This window comes from Nocardia sp. NPDC058244 (assembly GCF_042882065.1).
Taxonomy (GTDB): Bacteria; Actinomycetota; Actinomycetes; order Mycobacteriales; family Mycobacteriaceae; genus Nocardia.
Window position 1 is genome coordinate 188661 of the sequence record NZ_JBHVWX010000001.1, and the last position, 22350, is coordinate 211010.

The 22350-nt window shown below is 69.8% G+C and carries 19 protein-coding genes; 7 read left to right on the top strand and 12 right to left on the bottom strand.

Going from position 1 to position 22350, the window contains the following annotated elements; translation table 11 throughout:
* Positions 1 to 271 precede the first annotated feature (271 nt).
* The 4 genes from rplI to rpsF form a co-directional block, all read right to left on the bottom strand.
* Positions 272 to 724, bottom strand: a complete 453-nt coding sequence (rplI, locus tag ACFVW6_RS00855) for a 50S ribosomal protein L9 (protein WP_355275146.1) — start codon at positions 722 to 724, stop codon at positions 272 to 274.
* A gap of 17 nt (positions 725 to 741) precedes the next feature.
* Positions 742 to 993, bottom strand: a complete 252-nt coding sequence (gene rpsR / locus ACFVW6_RS00860; protein ID WP_019050001.1) for a 30S ribosomal protein S18 — start codon at positions 991 to 993, stop codon at positions 742 to 744.
* A gap of 31 nt (positions 994 to 1024) precedes the next feature.
* Positions 1025 to 1585 carry a single-stranded DNA-binding protein gene (locus tag ACFVW6_RS00865; protein ID WP_218718404.1) on the bottom strand — a complete coding sequence of 187 codons (561 nt, stop codon included), beginning with the start codon at positions 1583 to 1585 and terminating at the stop codon, positions 1025 to 1027.
* 94 nt (positions 1586 to 1679) lie between these two features.
* Positions 1680 to 1967: a 30S ribosomal protein S6 gene (rpsF, locus tag ACFVW6_RS00870; protein WP_022565973.1), complete on the bottom strand. Its 288-nt coding sequence runs from the start codon at positions 1965 to 1967 to the stop codon at positions 1680 to 1682.
* Positions 1968 to 2137: 170 nt separating this feature from the next.
* Between rpsF and ACFVW6_RS00875 the strand changes: the two genes are divergently transcribed.
* Positions 2138 to 3526: a glycosyltransferase family 87 protein gene (locus ACFVW6_RS00875; RefSeq protein WP_378824325.1), complete on the top strand. Its 1389-nt coding sequence runs from the start codon at positions 2138 to 2140 to the stop codon at positions 3524 to 3526.
* Positions 3527 to 3597: 71 nt separating this feature from the next.
* Here the strand turns inward: ACFVW6_RS00875 and ACFVW6_RS00880 are convergent, their stop codons facing one another.
* A complete protein-coding gene (locus ACFVW6_RS00880) occupies positions 3598 to 4698 on the bottom strand; it encodes a DUF475 domain-containing protein (RefSeq protein ID WP_378824322.1) in 1101 nt (366 codons plus the stop codon).
* Positions 4699 to 4766: 68 nt separating this feature from the next.
* On the bottom strand, positions 4767 to 5342 hold the full coding sequence (locus ACFVW6_RS00885; protein WP_355275138.1) for a TerD family protein: 576 nt from the start codon (positions 5340 to 5342) through the stop codon (positions 4767 to 4769).
* A gap of 192 nt (positions 5343 to 5534) precedes the next feature.
* Between ACFVW6_RS00885 and ACFVW6_RS00890 the strand changes: the two genes are divergently transcribed.
* From ACFVW6_RS00890 to ACFVW6_RS00905, 4 genes are read left to right on the top strand one after another with little or no spacing between them, the layout of a single operon-like run.
* Positions 5535 to 6752, top strand: coding sequence for a hypothetical protein (locus ACFVW6_RS00890; RefSeq protein WP_378824319.1), 1218 nt, complete (start codon positions 5535 to 5537; stop codon positions 6750 to 6752).
* A 42-nt stretch (positions 6753 to 6794) separates the two neighbouring features.
* A complete protein-coding gene (locus ACFVW6_RS00895) occupies positions 6795 to 8006 on the top strand; it encodes an HpcH/HpaI aldolase/citrate lyase family protein (RefSeq protein WP_378824316.1) in 1212 nt (403 codons plus the stop codon).
* Entirely contained in the window at positions 8003 to 10480 is a 2478-nt protein-coding gene (locus ACFVW6_RS00900; RefSeq protein WP_378824313.1) for a phosphoribosyltransferase, read from the top strand. Before ACFVW6_RS00895 ends, ACFVW6_RS00900 begins: the two co-directional genes overlap by 4 nt.
* Positions 10481 to 10518: 38 nt before the next feature.
* A complete protein-coding gene (locus ACFVW6_RS00905; RefSeq protein ID WP_378825644.1) occupies positions 10519 to 11322 on the top strand; it encodes an HAD family hydrolase in 804 nt (267 codons plus the stop codon).
* Positions 11323 to 11368: 46 nt separating this feature from the next.
* On the opposite strand, the gene ACFVW6_RS00910 is transcribed toward ACFVW6_RS00905, so the two are convergent.
* The 4 genes from ACFVW6_RS00910 to ACFVW6_RS00925 all read right to left on the bottom strand — a co-directional run bounded on the left by ACFVW6_RS00910 (position 11369) and on the right by ACFVW6_RS00925 (position 14648).
* A complete protein-coding gene (locus tag ACFVW6_RS00910; protein ID WP_355275131.1) occupies positions 11369 to 12418 on the bottom strand; it encodes an alpha/beta hydrolase family protein in 1050 nt (349 codons plus the stop codon).
* Positions 12419 to 12541: 123 nt separating this feature from the next.
* Complete coding sequence (locus ACFVW6_RS00915) at positions 12542 to 13306, bottom strand: AIM24 family protein (RefSeq protein ID WP_355275129.1); 765 nt, start codon at positions 13304 to 13306, stop codon at positions 12542 to 12544.
* Positions 13307 to 13310: 4 nt separating this feature from the next.
* Positions 13311 to 14015, bottom strand: a complete 705-nt coding sequence (locus ACFVW6_RS00920; protein ID WP_355275127.1) for an AIM24 family protein — start codon at positions 14013 to 14015, stop codon at positions 13311 to 13313.
* A gap of 9 nt (positions 14016 to 14024) precedes the next feature.
* Positions 14025 to 14648, bottom strand: coding sequence for an AIM24 family protein (locus ACFVW6_RS00925; RefSeq protein ID WP_355275125.1), 624 nt, complete (start codon positions 14646 to 14648; stop codon positions 14025 to 14027).
* Positions 14649 to 14815: 167 nt separating this feature from the next.
* On the opposite strand from ACFVW6_RS00925, the gene ACFVW6_RS00930 reads away from it, so the two are divergent.
* Complete coding sequence (locus ACFVW6_RS00930) at positions 14816 to 16192, top strand: TerD family protein (RefSeq protein ID WP_378824308.1); 1377 nt, start codon at positions 14816 to 14818, stop codon at positions 16190 to 16192.
* A gap of 4 nt (positions 16193 to 16196) precedes the next feature.
* The gene (locus ACFVW6_RS00935) at positions 16197 to 17723 is read left to right on the top strand and encodes a TerD family protein (protein ID WP_378824304.1); all 1527 of its coding nucleotides are present in this window, start codon (positions 16197 to 16199) and stop codon (positions 17721 to 17723) included.
* Positions 17724 to 17727: 4 nt separating this feature from the next.
* Here the strand turns inward: ACFVW6_RS00935 and ACFVW6_RS00940 are convergent, their stop codons facing one another.
* The gene (locus ACFVW6_RS00940) at positions 17728 to 19407 is read right to left on the bottom strand and encodes a glycosyltransferase 87 family protein (protein ID WP_357344141.1); all 1680 of its coding nucleotides are present in this window, start codon (positions 19405 to 19407) and stop codon (positions 17728 to 17730) included.
* Between the two features lie 71 nt (positions 19408 to 19478).
* Complete coding sequence (locus ACFVW6_RS00945) at positions 19479 to 21695, bottom strand: transglycosylase domain-containing protein (protein ID WP_378825640.1); 2217 nt, start codon at positions 21693 to 21695, stop codon at positions 19479 to 19481.
* Between the last annotated feature and the right edge of the window lie 655 nt (positions 21696 to 22350).

Here is a 22350-nt window from a genome sequence, read left to right on the forward strand (position 1 = left end):
AGTTCCGGCGTGTCGGTCAAGGTGAACGGCCGGGCGTGTTGGGTAAACAGCGATGGTGCAGGCTATGACTGGAGTCACAAATCTGCCGGTCGGTTTCCGCAACCATCCACAGGCCGAATAACGGGAGGTCAGCGGATTGCCGACCGTCGGCCGCCTCCGGTGACCTGCACAGGAGCGATCTTCGGCTATCGGTCAGTTATCGCGAAACCGGCCGTAAAAAGGCAACGAGAAACCACCCCCGTGTCGAACACGGGGGTGGTTCTCAGCGAACTCAGTTCGCGGCAACCTCGAGGTTGAACTTGGCAGCCACATCGGGGTGCAGGTGCACCACGATGCCGTGCTTGCCGGTCGCCTTGATGTGCGACTTCGGCAGCTCGATGCTGCGCTTGTCCACCACGGGGCCACCGGCGGCCTTGATGGCGGCGGCGACATCGGCGGTGGTGACCGAACCGAACAGCTTGCCGCTGTCGGCGGTCTTCACGGCCAGCGAGACCGCTTCGAGGCCCTCGATGGCCTGCTTCAGCTCGTTGGCGTGATCGAGGTCGCGCACCTTGCGGGCGTCCTGCGCCCGGCGGATGCCCTCGACCTGCTTCTGGGCGCCACGGGTGGCCACGATGGCCAGGCCGCGGGGCAGCAGGTAGTTGCGGCCGTAGCCGTCCTTGACCTCGACGAGATCGCCCGGGGCACCGAGGTTGTCGACATCAGCGGTGAGGATGAGCTTCATCTGTCTGACTCCCTTTCTCAGCGAGCGGTCGACACGTAAGGCAGCAGGGCCACCTCACGCGAGTTCTTGACGGCGACAGCGATATCACGCTGGTGCTGGACGCAGTTGCCGGTGACGCGGCGGGCGCGGATCTTGCCGCGATCGCTGACGTACTTACGCAGCAGCGTGGTGTCCTTGTAATCGATATTGACGATTCCGGACTTGCTCTCCTTGCAGAAAGTGCAAGCCTTCTTCTTCAGCACCTTTTCGCGCGCGGGCGCTTTAGGCATGGTCTTCTCTCCGTACTATGAGTGCCGTTCCTCAGAACGGCGGTTCGTCATCCATGCGGCCGCCGCCCCCGAAGGAGCCGGCCGCGGGCGCGCTACCCCACGGATCGTCGTTGCCGGCGTTTCCGCCGCCCGACTGTCCGCCGCCGTTGTTGGCGTTGTAGCCGCCTGCGCTTGCACCACCACCGGCATTGCCGGAACCGCCACCGAAGCCACCGCCTCCGCCGCCGCGACCGGCCTTGGAGACCTTGGCCGTCGCGTAGCGCAGCGAGGGGCCGACCTCGTCGACCTCGAGTTCGACGACCGTGCGCTTCTCACCCTCGCGGGTTTCGTAGGAGCGCTGCTTGAGCCGTCCGCTCACGATCACGCGAGCGCCTCGGGTCAGGCTCTCGGCGACGTTCTCCGCTGCTTCACGCCAGATGTTGCAGCGCAGGAACAGGGCCTCGCCGTCTTTCCATTCGTTCGAATTGCGATCGAACACGCGGGGAGTCGAAGCGACGGTGAAATTCGCCACCGCTGCGCCCGCGGGCGTGAAACGAAGCTCAGGGTCTGCCGTCAAGTTTCCGATGACGGTGATGACCGTGTCGCCTGCCATGGGGGTTCCTCCTGCTCGGGGTGCAGTCCGCGTCTCGCTGTCGCGCTAGAGCCTAAAGACAGGCACCGACGAAAACGAGAGTTTGCTCTGCGGACTACTTGTCGTTGCGCAGAACCTTGGTGCGCAGCACCGTCTCGTTCAGGCCCAGCTGGCGATCGAGTTCGCTCACGGTGGCCGGGGTCGCGGTCAGTTCGACGACCGCGTAGATGCCCTCGGCCTGCTTGGCGATCTCGTAGGCGAGCCGACGACGGCCCCAGATGTCGACCTTGTCGACCTTGCCGCCCTCGGTCTTGACGACGTTGAGCAGGTTATCCAGGGACTGCCCGACGATGCGCTCGTCCAGGCTGGGGTCGAGGATGACCATCACTTCATAATGACGCACGGACCAATCACCTCCTGTGGACTAGGAAACGGCCATGGACTTTCCATGGCAGGAGGGTTCGTTGCGTCAGCAACCCGGTAAGGCTACATGAGCGGGCCCTGAGCAGCGAAATCGATCTTCGTCGCGGGTGTGCACCGGTGATCGGCGTGTCGCCGCATACTGTGGTCGCCATGACCACAGCCGCCGACTCGCAGCAGCGCGCAGCACGCGGCGCGGCGCGGGCCACGGCGCTGACATTTCTCGTCGTGCTGCTGTGCGGGCTCACCCTCGCGCTGGCCTATGCCAACAAGGCGCGGTGCGCGGGCGGCGCGATCGATGAATCCGGTCGCAGCCTGATATTCGATGTCCGCAAGGATTCGGATGTCTGCTATTCGGATATCCAGTTCCTCTGGCTCGGCCGGGAGATCGACAACCACGTCTTCCCGTACGTGGACGGCGGGATCACCGAGGACGGCGCGCTCACCGGCGGCGCGGTGGAGTACCCGGTGCTCAGCGGCGTGCTCATGTGGGCCGGCGCGATCGGGGTCGCCAACGACGCCGATTTCCTCTGGCACTCGGCGCTGCTGCTCACCCCGTTCGCCCTGCTCACGGCCTGGATGCTGGCCCGGCTGGCAGGCCCGGCCGCGCTGCTGTGGGCGATCGGGCCGCCGCTGGTGCTCTACGCCTTCCACAACTGGGAACTGCCGGTGGTGTGCACGGCGGTCGCCGCGGTCTACGTGATGACCATGCTGACCGGCTTGTCGGTGCGCACCCGCGGGATCATCGCCGCGGTGCTGCTCGGGCTGGGCTTCTGCCTCAAGCTCTATCCGGGCATCTTCGTGCTCCCGCTGGCGATGTACGTGCTCACCGAGGGCGCGCCGCGCGGCCCGCGCAGGTTGCGTGAGCTCGATGTGGCGGGCGCCGCGCAGACGCTGCTGGCGGCGATGGGCACGGTGGCGGCAGTGAATCTGCCGTTCATGGTGGCCGGGGTCGACGGGTGGCGCGCCTCGATCACCTTCCAGCAGCTGCGCCAGGCCGACATCACCACCAATTCGATCTGGTACTGGGGCCACCCGCTGATCTTCGGCCGCGACGCCGAGACGACCACCACGTGGCACGACATGGTCGCCGTCGCCTCACCGGCGCTGATCCTGGCGTCCTTCGGGCTGGCGATGTGGCTCGGCGTGCGCCGCTGGACACCCACCTCGCCGTTCCCGTGGGTCGGCGTGAGCGGCGCGATGCTGTGCGGATTCATGCTTTTCCACAAGGTCCACTCACCCCAGTACACCCTGTGGATAATTCCGTTCCTGGTCCTGCTCGAGGTCCCGTGGTCACTGGTCGCGGCCTACCTCGTCGCCGACGCGGCGGTCGGCATCGGCGTCTTCCGCTACTTCGCCGCGCTCGGCGAGGGCGAGGGCGTCGACCTGATGGAGGGCATCGTCCAGTTCGGTGTCTGGCTCCGCACCGCCCTGCTCATCGCCCTGTTCTTCCTGTTCCTGCGCGCGGCCTTGCGCGGCCGCCGCACCCCGGCGCCCGTCGAAACCGCCACCGCCGCACGCGAACTGCAACCGGTCGCCTGAGCCGACGACAGCGGCGGCGGTCCCGATCCGGGATCCGCCGCCGCTGTCGCTTCGGTACTGCCGCTGCTCGATCAGCTGACCGGGGCGGTTTCCTTCGACTCGTCGATCGCGTCGGGCTCGTTCTTGCGGTTGCGCATGATGGACGAGATGAACGCGGCGCCGATGAAGGCGACACCGATCAGGCCGGTGATGAGCTCGTCGACGTGGATGCCGATGGAGACGAGCAGGATCGCGGCCAGCGCGCCGATCGCCCAGTGGGCGCCGTGCTCGAGGTACACGTACTCCGACAGGGTGCCCTGGCGGACCAGGTACACCGTGATCGACCGGACGAACATGGCGCCGATGAAGCCGAGGCCGAGCGCGATGATGATCGGGTCGGAGGTGATGGCGAACGCGCCGATCACGCCGTCGAAGGAGAACGACGCGTCGAGGACCTCGAGGTAGAGGAACATGAAGAACGCGGCCTTGCCCGTGGCCTTGACCAGGGTCGACGGGCCGGAGCTGTCCAGGTCCTCGGTGTGGAACATCGAGCCGAGGCCGTCGACCGCGATGTAGACGATCATGCCGAGCAGGCCCGCGACCAGCACGGTCGAGCGATCCTCGTCCTTGGCCAGGAACTCGGCGGTCAGGATCAGGCCGGTGCCCGCGACGACCACCGAGAGCATGTCGAGCTTGCCCGCCTTGGCCAGCGGGCGCTCCAGCCAGCTCAGCCAGGTGATCTCACGCTCTTCGAAGATGAAGTTCAGGAACAGCAGCGCGAGGAACATGCCGCCGAACGCCGCGATCTGCGGGTGCGCGTCGGTCAGCAGGGTTTCGTAACTGGGGCTGCCGTCGGGGAAGTAGGCGGCGTCGTCCGGCGGCGGGTTGAGGGCCAGATCGAACGCCTCGATCGGACCGAGCCCGGCGGTGATCCACACGATGGCCAGCGGGAACACCAGTCGCATGCCGAACACGGCGATGATGACGCCGACGGTCAGGAAGATCCGCTGCCAGAACTCGCTCATCCGTTCCAGGACGGTGGCGTTGATGACGGCGTTGTCGAACGACAGCGAGACCTCGAGAATACCGAGGATCGCACACAGGGCCAGCGCGGTCGGGCCACCGTAGAGGAAGGCGACGACCAGCGAGAGGACCGTGATGACGACCGACATACCGAAGATGCGCGTAATCACGCGGAGGGACCTTTCTGTGTCACACGGACAGGGGGCCCATCAGACGAGCCCCCTGTTCGCGACGATGACTAGACGTTGACGCCGTAGTCGCGGGCGATACCGGCCAGGCCGGAGGCGTAGCCCTGTCCGATGGCGCGGAACTTCCATTCGGCGCCGTTGCGGTACAGCTCGCCGAAGACCATAGCGGTCTCGGTGGAGGCGTCCTCGGACAGGTCGTAGCGGGCGAGCTCGTTGCCGTTGGCCCGGTCGACGACGCGGATGTAGGCGTTGCGCACCTGGCCGAACGACTGCGAGCGGGTCTCCGCGTCGTAGATCGAGACGGGGAAGAAGATGCTCTCGATGGTCGGCGGGGTGTTGGCCAGGTCGACGTTGATGACCTCGTCGTCGCCCTCGCCCTCACCGGTGGTGTTGTCGCCGGCGTGCTCGATGGCACCCTCGGGGGACTTCAGGTTGTTGAAGAACACGAAGTGCTTGTCGGAGACGACCTTCTTGTCGGCGCCGGTCGCGATCGCGCTGGCGTCGAGGTCGAAGTCGGTGCCGGTGGTGGTGCGCACGTCCCAGCCGAGGCCGACCGCGACCGCGGTCAGGTTCGGGGCCTCTTTGGTCAGCGAGACATTGCCGCCCTTGGACAGACTGACACCCATGCGGGAATCCCTTCGGTTAGTCCGGTGTGTCGTTTCCCAGCATGTCCGAATCGCCGGGTACGGCTACGACAGTAATAGGTTTCGCGGATCTTGCGTAGGAACGAGCTGGAGCCCTGGTGAACGCGGGGAATCTCCTACCATCGGGGCAGTGCGTGGGCGGGTCGCCGCGCGGTTCGGAAAGGGGATGTGCCGGTGACACCTCGCAGACGCGGCTGGTTCAGATCGGGGGCGGACCATGAGTGGATCAGTGGGGCGCGCGCCGCGGCGTCGGCCGCCTTCCTCGACATGGATCGACGGCAGACGGCGGCGGAGGCGGGTGTGGTGGCCAGCGATCAGGTCTTCCCGGACCGCCGGGTCGGCGCGCTCTGGGACCCGGTGCGTGCGCGGTGCTACGCCGCGGCGGGCGCGTACCTGAGCTTCACCGACGAACTCGACGCCGCCGAGGCCGCCGGGACGCCGGTCGCCGACGGCCCGGCAAGGGCCGACGCGCTGGTCCGCCAGCTCAACGAGGCCGCGCGCGGGGTCGACGAGTTCTATCACGCCCGCAGCGCGGAGCTGGCCGAGGCGGCCCGGGTGCGCTCGGCGGTGCCCCAGCTGCTGGCGCAGGTACGCGGCGAGGCCGAGACCGTGCTCGCGTCGGCGGCGTCCTCGGGCTACGCCGCGTACCCCTCGATCGAGGCCGGTGTAAGGCGACTGAATGAGGCTCTGATCACAGCGTCGACAACCGATCCGCTGGCGGCGGTGGCGGCCGCGCGCACGGTCGCGGCGGAGGTGCAGCAGGCGACGGCGGAGCTGTCGGATGCGTTGGCGCAAGCCCCTTCTCGCGCGTCGGCCGCGGCGAACGCGATCGCCTCGGTGACGACCAGGCTGGCCGCCGTCCGCAACCGGGCCGACGCGCTCGGCCCGGCTTACTCGGCCCTGCTGCGGGAGTTCAACGCTGCGAGTTCGGCGGACTTGACCAACAATGAGCGGGAAAGCCGGCGCGGCATCGACGCCGCGGACACGGCGCTGGTGGGCGCGCGTGTCGCGGCTGCCGATCACGACCCGGAGACCGCCCTTGAATTGACCGCCACCGCGCGCCAGCATCTCGCCGAGGCCGAGCAGTTGGTCGACGCCGTCACCCGGCGCCTCGAACTGTTGCGCGAGGTGCGTGCCGACCCCGATGCGCACGTCCGCACCGTACGATTCCGGCTGCGGGACGCGCAGATGCTCGCGGTCGACCGTGGACTGGTCGGCGAGTGGGGCTCGGTCCTCGACGCGCAGGCCGAACGTCTCGACCGCATCATTTCCGGACTGACGGGTCGTCATCCAGACTATTGGGCGTACGTGTCCGAACTGGATACCGTCGCGGCGTTCATCGCCGGCGTGGTCGACCGCATGAGAAAAACCGCACGAACCGACAGCACGTAGGAACCCAGAACATGAGATGGCCCGGAAAATGAGGTGGGGGGAATGACCGCGGGGTACGCCGTCGCGCCGGAGATTTGCCTGCGTAAGCAGGTTCCGCTGCGCCATTTTCGGCAGTTGTGCGGGCCCAGGTCCCGCGAACTCTTCCTGGTCGAACCGGAGCCGATCGTCGGCACCGACGACCGGGATCTACTGGCGACCGCGCTCGGCGCGACGCTGTATGTGCCCGCCACCCGCCCCGATCTGGCCGCCACGATCAGCAGACGGGCGGCGCGCGGCGTCTGCTCGATGGTGATCGACCTCGAGGACGCCGTCGCCGACCACCAGGTGGAGGCCGCCAAGCAGCACGCGGTGGCGACGCTGGATCTGCTCGCGCGCAGCGAGGAACCGAACCCGATGCTGTTCGTCCGGGTGCGTGATCCGCAGACCGTCACCGAGCTGGTCGGCGCGCTCGGGCCGGGCGCCGAGGTGCTCACCGGGTTCGTCTTCCCCAAATTCGACGCCGTCACCGGGCCCGCCTACCTGGCCGCCCTCGACGACGCCCGGCGCACCCTGGACCGCCCGATCTACGGCATGCCGGTGCTCGAATCGGCGAACCTGGTGCACCGCCAGACCCGCGACGAGCAGCTCTCGCGGATCGCCGAGCTGCTCGCCGAACACCGCGACCAGCTGCTCGCGGTGCGCATCGGCGCCACCGACATGTGCTCGACCTTCGGCATCCGCCGCGACCGCGATCTCACGATCTACGACGTGCGCGTGGTCGCCGACGTGATCGCCGACATCGTGAACTACCTGGGTCGCGCCGACGGGACCGGTTTCATCATCACCGGACCGGTGTGGGAGTACTTCGCCGATCACGAGCGGATGTTCCGGCCGCTGCTGCGGACCGCGCCGTTCGAGGAGTCCGACGCGGTGCCGTTCCGGCAGTACCTGGTCAGCCGCGATCTGGACGGCCTGCTGCGCGAGATCACCCTGGACCGCGCCAACGGCATCCAGGGCAAGACGGTGATCCACCCGTCGCACGTGGCGGCGGTGCACGCGCTGTCGGTGGTGACGCACGAGGAGTACGCCGACGCGCTGCACATCATGGAGGCCGACGTCGGCGGCGTCGCGGCCTCGGAGTACCGCAACAAGATGAACGAGATGCGCCCGCACCGCAGTTGGGCCCGCCAGACGCTGGTCCGGGCTCGCGCGTTCGGGGTCGCGAACAAGGGAGTGTCCTTCGTGGATTTGCTGACAGCGATGATCGCCGAATGAGCACGTTCGGCCTCGATCTCGAAACACCGTGGGCGACCGCGAATCTCGGCATCGAACTGCGGCACGGCGAGTCGTTCGCCGCGTCGGCGGCCGAGGACGCGCTGCCGGGCGAACTCTCGATCGCCGCGCTGGTCCAGCCGGGCCTGCGCCGTAATCCGCGCCGGGCGCACCTGCTGGTGTCGACCGTGCTCGGCAAGCATCTGCCCACCGACCCGCGCGTGGTGATCGGCGCGGGCAACCGGCTCGGTGACCTCGTGCGCGCGGTGCTCGGCGACCGCGAACCCGTCGTGCTCGGCTTCGCCGAGACCGCGACGGGTCTCGGCCACTGCGTGGCGGCGCGGATCGGCGCGGGCTGCTACCTGCATTCCACCCGCCGCGAGGTCGAGCGGGCCACCACGCTGACCGGGTTCGAGGAGGGGCATTCGCACGCCACCTCGCACCTGCTCCAGCCCGCGCCCGCCGACATCTTCGTCAACGACCTGCCGCTGGTGCTGGTCGACGACGAGATCTCCACCGGCGACACCGCCATCGACGCCGTGCGCGCCCTGCACGCGTTCGCGCCGCGCTCGCACTACGTGCTCGCCTCGCTGGTCGACATGCGCACCGCCGACGACCGCGCCAAGTTCGAGGCGTTCGCCGCCGAACTCGGCGCCCGCATCGACACCGTGTGCCTGGTGGCGGGCCGCACCGAACTGCCGGACGGCCTGATCGAGACCGTCACCGCGCTGCCGGAACCGCAGCTCAATCCGCGTGCGGCCCACCGTGGTTCGTCGGGCCGGATCGAATTGTCCTGGCCCGCCGATGTTCCCGAAGGTGGACGGCACGGCATCCTGAACTCCGATGTCGCCGCGTTCGACGTCGCGCTGACGGCGGCCACCGAGCAGGTGCGTGCGCGCCTCGACGCCGAGTTCGCCGGTCGTCCGGTGATCGTGCTCGGCCACGAGGAACTGATGTACCTGCCGCTGCGGCTGGCCGCCGAGCTGGCGGACGCGGGTACCCCCACCCGCTTCCAGACCACCACGCGCTCACCGGCCTACGTGCTCGACGAGCCCGGCTACCCGCTGCGACGTGGCTTCCGGTTCCACGCGCCCGAGCCCGACGCGACCGCTCAGCGCTACCTGTACAACGCGCAGTGGCGAGACAGCGACGCGGCGCCGGTGCTGCTGGTCGTCATCGATCCACCCGCCGACACCGACCAGCTCGTCGCCCCCGACGGTTTGGTCGACGTGCTCACCGCGTCGGGCGCCGATGTGCTGATCGCGGTGCTGCCCGGCGCCGACCCGCGAGCGCTGCACACCGTCAGGGCGTCCGCGGAGCCCGCGTCGGCGGACGGCAGATCAGAGCAGCATGCCCTCCCGCGACCGCTGCACGGCCCCGACTTCGGCTCCTACGCCGCCGACGAGGTGTCGTGGCTGATCAAGGATCTGTCCGGCGCCGACCTGGAAGCCGATGTCGCCGAGCGCGAACGGCGAATCCAGGCGGGTGTCGCCCACTACGCGGAATCGCTGCCCGTCGAATACCAGCCCGACGCCGAGTATCGGGAGCTGTTCGACCGGGTGCTGGCCGAGAGCGCGGAGCGGCTGGCGCTCGCGGTGGCGACGGTGGCCGAGCTGGTCGTCGCCGAGCGCGGCGAGGACATCGTGCTGGTGTCGCTGGCCAGAGCGGGTACGCCGGTCGGTGTGCTCATGCGGCGGTGGCTGGCCAGTGGTGTCGGCAGGCCGAGTCTGACCGTGCCGCACTACGCGGTGTCGATCGTGCGTGATCGCGGCATCGACGCGGTGGCGCTGGATTATCTGGCCCGGCACCATGATCCGGCCTCGATCGTGTTCGTCGACGGCTGGACCGGCAAGGGCGCCATCACCAAGGAGCTCACCGAGGCGCTCGACGCCTATCACGCCGCCGGCGGCGCCCGGTTCGACGACGAGCTGGTCGTGCTCGCCGATCCGGGCAACTCGGTGCGCACCTACGGCACTCGCGACGATTTCCTGATCGCCTCCGCGTGCCTGAATTCCACGGTGTCCGGCCTGGTCTCGCGCACCGTCCTCAACGACACCCTGATCGGCCCCGGCGAGTTCCACGGCGCGAAGTTCTATCGCGAACTCGCCGACGTCGATGTCTCGAACCAGCTGCTCGACGCGGTGACGGCCGCCTTCGGCGCCGTGCGCGATCAGGTGCCCGCCGCGGTCGCCGCGATCCAGGCCTCCGACCGCACCCCCGACTGGTCGGGCTGGGCCTCGGTGGAGCGGGTGCGGGCCGAATACGGTGTCGCGACAGTGAATTTCGTGAAGCCGGGGGTCGGCGAGACGACCCGGGTGCTGCTGCGCCGGGTACCGTGGCGGGTGCTGGTTCGCGAAGCGGATGCTCCCGAGCACGCCCACATCCGCCTGCTCGCGGCCGCGCGCAATGTCCCGGTGGAGGTGGTCCCCGACCTGGCCTACAGCTGCATGGGCCTGATCAAGGAGCTCGATCAGTGACCGCCGACGCGTTGTTCGCCACTGACCTCGATCGCACGATGATCTACTCGCGCAACGGGTTCGGCGGCGCCGACGCGGTGGCGAAGCTGTGTGTGGAGTACTACGAGGGCGAACCGCTGTCGTACATGACCACCACCGCCGTGACCCTGCTGTCCGAACTGGCCGGCCGCGCCCCGGTGATCCCGACGACGACCCGCACGATCGAGCAGTTCCAGCGGATCGATCTGCCGGGCGCGCCGTGGCGCTACGCCATCACCAGCAACGGCGGCAACATCCTGGTCGACGGCCTGCCCGACCCGACCTGGCGCGCCGGGATCGACGACAAGGTGCGCGCGTCCGGTGCCACCCTCGCCGAGATCGGCGCCGAATGGTGTTCCCGCATCGACGATTCCTGGGTCACCAAGTACCGGGAGGCCGACGAGCTGTTCTGCTACCTGGTGGTTCGCCCCGAGGCGGTGCCCACCGGCTTCCTCGCCGAATGGGACGCCTGGTGCCGCGCGCGCGGCTGGTCGGCCTCGCAGCAGGGCCGCAAGATCTACACGATGCCGGACGCGGTCTGCAAGAGTCTGGCCGTCGCCGAGGTTCGTCGCAGGCTGACCGACGCCGGTGCGGTGAGCACGGGCGCGACGCTGTTCACCGCGGGCGACGGTGCGCTGGACGCGCCGATGCTGGCCGCGGCCGACGCCGCGATCCGGCCACGGCACGGCGAACTGGAGGAGCTGGACTTCACGGCGTCGAACCTCACGGTGACCACGACCGCGGGAATTCTCGCCGGGGTGGAGATCCTGGAGTGGTTCCACGCCGCGCTCGAACGCTCGGCGCTCGCCGCCGACCCGGTCTGAGACGCGAAAACCCGGGTGCCGCAGCGGCACCCGGGTCTCGTCGACGCTAGGACTCGGGGAACAGGCCCTTCGCCAGCACCGGCCAGGAGGTCTTGAGATCGTCCTGCCAGTAGCCCCACGAGTGGGTCCCGGTATCGCGGTAGACGAAGGTGCCGGGGATGCCCAGCTGATCCAGCCGCGACTGCAGGTTGTGCGAGGACACGAAGATCGCGCCCTCGATCAGCGCGCCGAGCGCGACCGTCTTGGGGGTGTCGGCGGGCTTCTCCATCCGGAACGGGCCGCCCGGCTGATCGTGGATGCCGGGGATGCCGGTGCCGGTGGAGACGAAAAGATGGGTGCCGCGCAGCTTCTCGGCGTTCACCAGCGGGTCGTTGGCCACCCACAGCGGTCCGCCGACCGGGCCCCACATGTTCTCGGCGTCGCCGCCGCCGTACAGCTCGACGGTCAGTTTCACCGCCTGCTGGCCCGCCGGGTCGCTGACCTGGGTGAGCCCGCTGTACACCGCGGCGCTGCGGAACAGGCCGGGCTTGGCGATCGCCAGGTTCAGCACGGGAATGCCCGACATCGACAGGCCCGCGATGGCATTGACGCCATTGGTGCCCAGCGCCGCGTCGATCAGCGGCGGCAGTTCCTCGGCGATGTAGGTCTGCCACTTGTTCACGCCGAGCACGGGATCGGGGTTGATCCAGTCGGTGTAGAACGTCCACGCGCCGCCGATGATCTGGACGACGTTGACGTCCTTGTCGGCCAGGAAGCTCAGCGCGTCGGTGCGCAGCTGCCAGGAGGCGCGGTCGACGCCGCCGCCCGCGCCGTTGAGCAGGTACAGCGCGGGCTTGGGGACGGAGGTGTCGGCCGGGCGCTGGATGTCGACCGGGAAGGTCTTGTCCATCGCCGCGGAGTGCACGTACAGGCGCAGGTGCCGGGCGTCGGTGACCTCCATCTTCTCGATGAAGGAACCGTTGGGCGCGGTCACCGCGTCGATGTCGACGCCGGGTGCGGTGGCGGGCGCCGCCGTCGCCGGGATGCCGGTGATGATCGACGCGGTGACGGCGCACAGTGCCGCCGCCACGATCCGTCGGATGCTGCGACGCTGCACTGCGCCCACTCCTCTGATCGAGCTCGTGCCGACCCGTTCTCTCGGCGGTGCCCACCGTAGCGGCCGGGTGGGACCCGCCGTCAGGTTTTGGCGCGTTCTCGTTTCAGAATTGCGGGGGTGGACTCAGTAGTGCTGCTGCTGGCCCTGCAGCTGCTGGGCGATCACGCCCTGGATGCGCTGCAATCCGCCGACGGTGATGCCGCTCTGGAGCTGGCCCTCGATCGTCCGGACCAGGGCCTGGTCGCTCATCACCTTCTCCGACGACTGGATCAGCACGGTGCCGGCGCCGGTGAAGTCGAACTGGCGCTCCTCGCCCGAGTTCGCGCCCATCCTGGCCGCGCCCGCCGCCAGGAAGCTGCCGATCCAGCCCTGGTCGAAGTGGTGGCTGGGGGAGGGGCAGTCGGCCCAGCCGACCAGCGCCTCCGGGTCGACCCGCAGCGGCGGCTCGGCGAACATCACCGGGCCGTTGGAGGAGGCCAGGAACTTGCCGGTGCCGATCAGGGTGAGGAACCCGGGCACGATCGACTGCTTGAGCGCCAGGCCCGGCTCGAAGGCGAGCAGGTTGGCGCCCCGGATGGTGAGGTTGCCGTCCTCGAGGTCATAGGAATTGATGTCGTAGCCGCGGTCGCCGATGATCAGCTTGCCGTGGCCCTCGGCCACCACGTAGTCACCGGCGAACAGCGGCGCGGAGAACTGGCTGCTCACCATGTGCATCATGTTGCCCTGCAGGCCATGGGTGAGCATCTGGAACTGGATCTGGCCGTAGTAGGCGATCATCGCGCCCTTGCGCATGAACCACGGGCCGGTCAGGTCGATGCAGTAGGCGTAGCTGTTGCCCGGAATGTTGTCGCTGGCACCGAGAGTCATCGGGGAATGGATCTGGCTCATCGGCTCACAACTTCTCTTCGGAGGCCTGCACGAATACGACACCCTGTCCGTGGCAATGCAATTGCATCGCCTCGCCCGCGCCACGGCCGACCGCGTCGCGCCAGCTCATCGCCGACTTCAGCTCGGTCTGCACATTGCCGTACGCCGCGACGAAGGCCTGCGGGTCGACGATGACCGGATTCGGCCCGCCCACTTGCAGTTCCAGGAATCCGCCGTGCGCCAGCAGTACCGCGGCGCCCTGGCCGCTGAGCTGGGTGGTGAACATGCCCTGGCCGGTGACGACACCCGCCGCGGCGCCACGCAGCGCGCCCATGAGGCCGCCACCGCCTCCGCCGCCGCTACCGCCGGAACTGGCCACCGAGACCACCGAGGACTGCAGCCCCGCGGTGTTGGCCAGCAGGCGCGACGCCTCGACCCGCAGCACCGCGCCCTGCTGCATCTGCACCACGTGCACCTCGAGCCCGGCGAATCCGTAATGGACGGTGCCGTTTCCGCGCGCGAGCATGGTGCGCTCGTGCTCGCCCGCCATCATGGCGCCCGCCATCCGCATCAGGCCGCCGCCGCCCATACCGGGACCTGCGCCGGGGATCTGGTGCGGCGCGAACGCGACCTGGCCCTGGTAGAACAGCATCGCGCCGGTCCGGGCGACGACGCCGCCCGCCTGGCCGACGTCGACCTTGACGACCTTGCCGTTGATCTTCTCGAACATCGCCGTTGCCTACCGTTCCGCCGGCTGGATCAGCACGACACCCTGGCCGTCCCACCGCAGCGAGAAGGCCTCGCCCGCGTCCTGGCCGACCATGGTGCGCCAGGAGACATCGGTGACGAAGGACTGGTTGAGGTTGCCGCGGGCCGCGACGAACGCGTCCGGGTCCACGATCAGCGGGTACTGCGGCGAGACCTCGAGATGGATGAGCGGGCCGCCCGCCGACAGCAGCGCCACCTGGCCCTGCCCGCTGACGGTGGTGGTGAACAGGCCGCTGCCCGCCGACATCCCGCCGACGCCGGCGAAGCGCACGTCGGTGCGCAGATTGCCCGCGAAGGCGAGCAACTGCTGCGACTCGACCTGCAGCGTGTCGTTGTTCAGGTCGACCACGGTGACGTTCTGGCCGTTCACCGCGAAGAAGACGCGGCCGTTGCCGGTGCATTCCATCAGGGACAGCTTCTCGCCGGTGGCGCGGCGCTTGAGGCCGGACAGCACGCCCTCGCCCCCGCCGAACCCGGCCGATTTGAACTGCACATTGCCTTCGTAGGCGACCATCGAGCCGGAGATCGCGCGGATGCTGGTCCCCGCGAGGTGGGCCTCGATCACCTTCTTCGATTGTTCGAACAGCTGCGCCATGACGGCCCTGGGGTCCCCTCTGAACAGGCGGGTGGAATGCCCGATACGTACTGCGTGGACACCCTAACCGATCGATCGGGCACGCGCCGTGGCTGCGGAGCGCGGACGCTCGTCGCCGCTTTCTCGTAGAGTGGCAGACGACCGCACCGACAAGCGAAGGGTCGAACTTGTCTGCAACACTCGCCAAGGGCCAGAACGGTCCACTGGCCGTCAGTGACGTGGTGATCTCGCTCCAGCTCACGGCACCGGCCGATCTGTCCGCGCTGCTCGTGACCGAGCAGGGCAAGGTCCGCACGGATGCCGACTTCGTCTTCTACAACCAGCCGAGCGGGCCCGGTGTCGACCTGCGCCCCGGACCGGCGGGTCAGGCGGCCTCCCTTGCGGTTTCGCTGCCCGCGGTGCCCGCCGACATCGACCAGATCCGCGCGGTCATCACCCTCGACGACGCGAACAGCAACTTCGGCCGGTTCGCGCCGCCCACCGCGATCGTCTCCGACGCCGCCGGTAACCAGCTGTTCGAGTACCGGATCGACGGGCTCGCCGCCGAGTCGATCGTGATCGCGCTGGAGCTGTACCGCCGTCAAGGCAGCTGGAAGGTCCGTGCGGTCGGCCAGGGCTACGCCGGTGGCTTCGCCGCGCTGGTCACCGATCACGGTGTGCAGGTGGACGATTCGCCCGCGCCCGCCGCCGCGCCGCAGCAGGCTCCGCCGCCGCAGCAGGCCGCGCCGCAGCAAGCTCCGCCGCCGCCCGCCTACCCGGCGCAGGCCGCGCCGAGCTACCCGCCGCAGCAGGCCCCCGCCTACGCGCCGCCCGGTGGTGGCTACCCGCCGCCGCCCGGCCCGGCGCAGCAGCCGCCCGGCGCGGGCTACCCGCCGCCGCCCGGCCCGGGCCCCGGCTACCCGCCGCCGGCGCAGGCCGCGCCACCGCAGCAGCCGGCCGGTGAGGTCAGCCTGAGCAAGGATCGCCCGGTCAGCCTGCAGAAGGGACAGCGCGTCACGCTCCGCAAGGAGGGCGGCGCCGCGCTCACCTTCGTCAAGATGGGCCTCGGCTGGGACCCGGTGCGCACCCGCGGCATGTTCGGCAACCGCACGGTCGACATCGACCTCGACGCCTCGGTCTGCCTGTTCGCCGACAACAACCTCGTCGACGTCGCCTACTACGGCCAGCTGTCGTCCAAGGACGGCTCGGTGCGCCACCAGGGTGACAACCTGACCGGTGAGGGCGAGGGCGACGACGAGATGATCCTGGTCGACCTCACCAGGATTCCCGCGCACATCTCCACGCTGCTGTTCATCGTCACCTCGTACAAGGGGCACACCTTCGAGCAGGTGCAGAACGCGTTCTGCCGCTTGATCGACGGCGCCAACAACGGCGAGCTCGCCCGCTACACCCTCGCGGGCGGCATGCCGTTCACGGCGATGGCGATGGCCAAGGTGTACCGGGTCGGCGCCGACTGGAAGATGCAAGCGCTGGGTGAGGGCTTCCAGGCCAAGCATCCCGGCGAAGCCGTGCCGCAGCTCGGCCGGTTCCTCGGCAGAGAGTGAAATATTGATTCACCTGAAGGCGGGGCAGAACATCGCGCTGTCCGCCGGCACCGTGCGCTTCACCGCGCAGACCACCGGCACCGTCGAACTCGGCGCGCTGGTGGTGGACGAGAACCTGCGGGTGCGCGACGAGCACGATCACGTGTGCGCGTCGCGGCCCGAGGCTCCCGGCGTCACCTTCACCGGTGGCGCGGTGGACCTGGCGCTGACGCAGGTCAGGTCGGACGCGAACGCCGTGCTGCTCTACGTCACCGCCGGGCACGTGCTCGGCGGCGTCACCGCGACGCTGGCCGAGAACGGTTCGCCCACCGCCGAATTCGTGATCGCGCCGACCGCGGGGGAGAGCGCGCTGATCTGCCTCGAGGTGTACCGGCGCGGTGGCGGCTGGAAGCTGCGCGCACTGGGTCAGGGGTACGACGGCGGGGCGGCGCAGCTGCTGCCCGCGCACGGCGTGCCCGCCCCGGTGACCCCGCGCGCGACCGCGCCGACCGAGACGGTCGAGCGGCCCGCCGCCCCCGCCTCGCCCGGGGTGCCGCTGGAGGTCGACCACGGCCTGCAGCGGATGTGGATGATCTTCGAGGACGCGGCCCGCTCGGCGGCCGCCCTGCTCTCCGCTCGCGACTACGCCGCGAACCGGCTGGATCAGGAACTGTCCGACGCGGTGTCGAACCCGGCCACCCGCAACACCCCGGCCGCCGACGCCGCGCGCACCGCCGCGCAGCGCCGCCACGACGAGCTGGTCGGGGTCGCCGACGGTAACCATCGGCGCGACAGCGACCAGCTCGGTCGCGAGATCGCCGAGGCCGACGCGGTGATGCCCGCCGCGCTGGCGTCCTGGCTGGCCCCGGCCTGGACCACGAAAGCCGTACGCAGCGACGGCATCCGGCTCGGCGAGCTGTATGCCCTCGATCGCGGCGCGCTGCGCGTGCCGTATTGCGTTCCGGTGCCGCTGAATCGGCCGCTGTGGGTCGACACCGAATCCAGCGCCGCCGCGTCCCGCGTGGTCGGTGCCCTGGTGGCCCGGCTGGTCGCGGCGCAGCCGGACAAGCCGACCCGGGTCGACCTGATCGACCTCACCGGCGGTCTGCGCGGCCTCGCCGCGCCGCTCGCGCCGCTGCTCGCCGGACCGGTGATCGGCGATCACGCCGACATCCCGGCGCGCCTCGGTGAACTCGCGCACGCGGCCGAGCTCGCCGAGATCGCGTACAACAGTGGCCAAGCCGTGCCGCCCGCCGAGCACCGGATTCTCGTCGCGGCCGACTTCCCGCACGGCTATCAGGCCGCCGACGTGGTGCGCCTCGGCCAGCTGATGGTGCGCGGCGACCTGATCGGGCTGTCGCTGGTGATCGTCGGCAGCGGTTCCGGCGACTTCGGCGACGGGCCGCTCACGCTGCTCTCGCAATCGTGCAGGCACCTGCCCACGGTGCCGGGTACCCCGCTGTTCGATCCGTGGACCGGCAACGCCTGGGAACTCGACCTGGACATGCTCCCGGCCGAACCCGAACTCCAGGCGCGCTACCTGCGGATGTAGCCGGTCACTCGACCATCGCGGCGGGCCGCGAACTGGTGCACGCCTGCCGGGGGCGCAGGAACTCCGGCAGCCACGGCAGCAGCGGGTCGGGGGCACGGTCCAGCACGCCGCCCGCCGGATCGTCGACGAAGTCGCGGCGCACCAGGTCGTCCTGCGGGCGCAGGATCTCGTGCACGACCAGCGCGCACAGGCCGAGGACGGCGAGATCGCGCAGCACCACGGTGCCGGTGAACCACTGCTCGGGCAGGCCCTTGGCGTCCTCGCCGAGGTAGTAGTACATCCGGGGCACCCAGACGAGCGCGTCGATCGTCATCCAGGCCAGCAGGATGCGCCGATGCGGCAGCGCGAGCACGGCCAGCGGGACCAGCCACAGCGAGTACTGCGGGCTCCACACCTTGTTCGTCAGCAGGAAGGCGGCGACGACCAGGAAGCACAGCTGGGCCACGCGCGGACGGCGGGCCGCCGTGAGCGCCAGATAGGCGATGCCCGCGCAGGCGAGCAGGAACAGCAGCAGCGAGACGGTGTTGAGCACCGTCGGCGGTTCGCCGTGCGCGAGCTCACCGTCGAACCCGCCCCAGCCGGTGAACGAGGTGATCACGTTGTAGATCGAGTCCGGGTCGGCGTGCCGGGTGGTGTTGAGCCGGAAGAACTCTCGCCAGCCGTCCGGGTACAGCACGGCGATCGGCAGGTTCACCGCGATCCAGGTCCCGGCCGCGGCGAGGATGGCCAGCACGGCCGCGCCGACCGGGCGCAGCGCGAACAGATGGGTCCTGGCCGGGGTCTCCCGGATCCAGGTGCGGGCGCTGTCGATGCTGTCGACGTCGCGCAGGCGCAGACCCGCGCGGGCGGCGGGCTGGCGCTGCATCGGGTCGGCGCGCAGGCACAGCACCAGGATCGGGCCGAGCAGCAGCAGCGGATACAGTTTCGCGGCGCCGCCGAGACCGAGCAGCACGCCGGCCAGGACCGGCTTGCGCCGCGCCCAGGCCAGCAGGCCGGTGGCCGCGAAAGCCGTTGCCAGCGCGTCGAAGTTGGTGAACGCGTGCACGATCACCAACGGCGACACCGCGATCAGCGCCGCGTCCCAGACCCGCCGCCCGGCTAGTCGCGACGACGCCCACACGGTGATCAGCCAGCCCACCGACAGCCCGAGCGCGACGACGTTGAAATACACCACCACCGACAGCGCGCCCGGCAGCGGCAGGTGGTCCCAGACATTGCCGAGCTGCATCGCCACGTACTGGTACAGGCCCGAAAGCACCGGATACTCCATGTATCTGGTCTCGGTGCCGCCGTCGGGGGTGGACTCGGTCCAGGACTTCTTGTACGGGAACGCGCCCTCGTTGAGCCGTTCGGCGCCGTAGAGCGGCACCGTGTCCGAGTAGCACATGGCCACGTACTGACGGCCGTTGTTCCAGTCGAGCATCAGCCCGCCCGCGCCGTCGGAGGTCTGCTGGATGCAGCCCGCCTTCGCCGTCCAGCCGAGGGCGAGGAACACCACGGTGAAGGCGAACATCACCCGCAGCGGCGTCCAGAACCGCACCCGGCCGATCAGCGCGTGATCGCCGACCGGGCCGCCGATCACGGTCGACAGCTGCGCGGTCAGCGAATCGTTGCGGCTGGGCCGGTCTCGCGCGTCGATCGAGCGCAGATCGGGGGCCAGCTGGGCGGGCGCGACGTACTGCACTTCGCGGCCCGGCCGGGTACCACTCGACGCCGGCTGGTCCGCGAGTTGCTGATCGGTCACGACATCCGAGGCTACCGGGATCTGGTCGGCGTGGTGCCTCCGCCGCCCTCGGTGCCGTTCGCGCCGGCGCCCGGCCGGGTGCTGTTGCCGTTGCCGTTGCCGTTGCTGTTGGTCGGCGGGGAGCCGTCCGCCGGCGCGGTCGGCTGACCCGGCAGCGGGCCGGTGGTCGTCTCCGGGGTCTGCTGCGAGGGCTGCTGACCGGCGGGCTGCTGCACGCCGGGCACCGGAATCCGGATGCCGGGCAGGATCTCGACCTGCGAGGGCACGATCACCGGCGGGGCGAGCGTCGGCGCGGTGGTCGACGGGGCGGTGTAGGGCGCCGACCATTCCGGCACGCCCGCCTGGCCCTTGATCGGGGCGGGCTTGGGGAACGACTCGTTCGGCGTGCCGGACAGCGCGCCGTCCATCGTCGCCTTCCAGATGTCCGACGGCAGACCGGAACCGTAGATGCTGCCGCCGCCGTAGTTGCGCAGCGGATCGCCCTGCTCGGTGCCGACCCAGACCGCGGTCGACAGCGACGGGGTGTACCCGACCATCCAGGCGTCGCGGTTGTTGCCGGTGTCGCCGAGCTGGTGGGTACCGGTCTTGGAGGCCGACTCGCGGCCGCCCGCCAGGTTGTGGTTGCGCGAGTACGCCGCGATCGGCTTCATCGCCGCGGTGACGTTGTCGGCCACCGCCGCGCTCACCCGCTGCTCACCGGCGGGCTCGCCGCGATCGAGCAGCACCTGACCGTCGGCGGTCACGACCCGCTGCACGAAGTGCGGGGCGTGGTACATGCCCGAGGCCGCCAGCGTGGCGTAGGCCGACGCCATGTCCAGCGGCCGCGACTGGTACTGGCCGAGGATGATGCCGTTGTTCGGGCCTGCGCCGTTGGGCTCGGTCAGGGTCTTGCCGATACCGGGCAGCTCCTCGGGGATACCGAGCTTGTGACCCATGTCGGCGACCTTCTGCGGGCCGTTCTGCATGTCCAGCTGCATACGGTAGAAGCTGGTGTTCAGCGACCGCTTGAGCGCCTCGGCGATGGTGCACATGCCGCAGGACTCGCCCTCGACATTGCCGATCTGGATGCCGTTGACGGTGATCGGCGAGCTGTCGTACAGCTGCGAGAGCGGGATGCCCAGCTCGAGGTTCGCGGCCAGGCCGATCACCTTGAACGAGGAGCCCGTCGGCAGGCCGGCGTTGGCGAAGTCGAAGCCCTGGCCGTCCTCACCGCCGTAGTAGGCGCGCACCGCGCCGGTGCGCGGGTCGACCGAGACCACCGCGGTCCGCAGGTTCTCCGGCTCGCCCTGCAGCTTGGACTGCGCGGCGTTGACCGCGGCCGCCTGCGCCTTGGGGTCGATCGTGGTGGTGATCTGCAGGCCCTCGGTGTTGAGCTGCTGCTCGCTGATGCCCGCTGCGGACAGCTCCTTGAGCACCTGGTTCTTCACCAGGCCGCCCGGACCCTCGTCCTGGTCGCCTTCGTTGAGCGAGGCCAGCGTGACCACCTGCGGGTACTGCATCGAGGCCCGCTCGGTCGCGTTCAGGTTGTTGCCGCTGACCATGCCGTCGAGCACGTAGTTCCAGCGGGTCTTGGCGCCCTCGGGGTTCTTCTCCGGGTCGAGCAGCGAGGGTAGCTGGATGGTCGCGGCCAGCACGGCGCCCTCGGCCACGGTCAGCTCCTGCACCGGCTTGCCGAAGTAGGACTTGGCCGCCGCGTCGATGCCGTACGCGCCACGACCGAAGTAGATGGTGTTCAGGTAGGCGGCGAGGATGTCTTCCTTGCTCCACTGGCGGGCCATCTTGGCCGAGATGACCAGCTCGTGCATCTTTCGGGTCATCGACCGCTCGTCACCGACCAGCGCGTTCTTCACGTACTGCTGGGTGATGGTGGAGCCACCACCGGCGCTTTCCTTGCCGAGGATGTTGTCGCGGGCGGCGCGGGCGAAGCCCGACACCGAGAAGCCGGGGTTGGTGTAGAAGTCGCGGTCCTCGGCCGCGATCACGGCATTGCGCACGTGCGGCGGGATCTGATCGATCGAGACCTCGGTGCGGTTGCCCTGCGGCGGGACCACCTTGCTGATCTCGGTGGAACCGTCGTTGGCGTAGATCATCGCGACCTGATTGGTTTCCAGATCGCCCGGCTTGGGTACCGAAACCGTGGTGTAGGCGACGAGGAACACCGCGCTCGGTACGACGATGGCGAGCGCCATCAGCACGTACATGGTCCGGCGAATGGCCCGCCACGGCATTTTCCTCACCGAACCACCCTTACCGGAGCCGTCGTCGCCCCCGCCACCATCGCGGCGGTTGCGTGGCCCACTCGGCGGTGGGGTGCCGCCTGCGCCGGTGGCGCGGCGTTCGCCGGTGGTCGGCCCACCGGGACGGCGACCGGCGCCGGGGCGCGCGGTCGCGGCCGAGGCACCCGTGCGGGGGCCCCGGTTCAGGTCGTCACGGACGGGCCTGCCGCCGTCGGGATGACTCGCCCGCGTGGTCGACTCGTCGTGTCCGGGACGCGGAAGCTTCTGGGTGGCGCCGGCCGCGGGCGGCCCGGCGGGGCGACCCGGCTGCGCGGGCCTGCCCTGCGGCGGCCTGCCCTGGTTCGATCCGCCCTGCGGGCCACCGGGGCGCTGCTGCGGCGGCCCGGGACGACGCGGCGGCATGCCGCCCGGCGGCGGCGCCTGCCGGTTCGGCGGCGGTCCGCCCTGCGGACCACGCCCACCGGGCGCGGGACCGCGTCCGTTCTGGGGGCCCGGCCCGGCGGGCGGCATCGGCCGGCGCGGCGGCGGGCCCTGCCGGTTACCCGGCTGGGGAGGGAGACCCGGCTGTGAACCCCGAGCCGGACGGCCGCCGTGCGGATCATCGCCGAAGGGGGAGGACTCGTAGGGCGAACTCACTGACCAGATC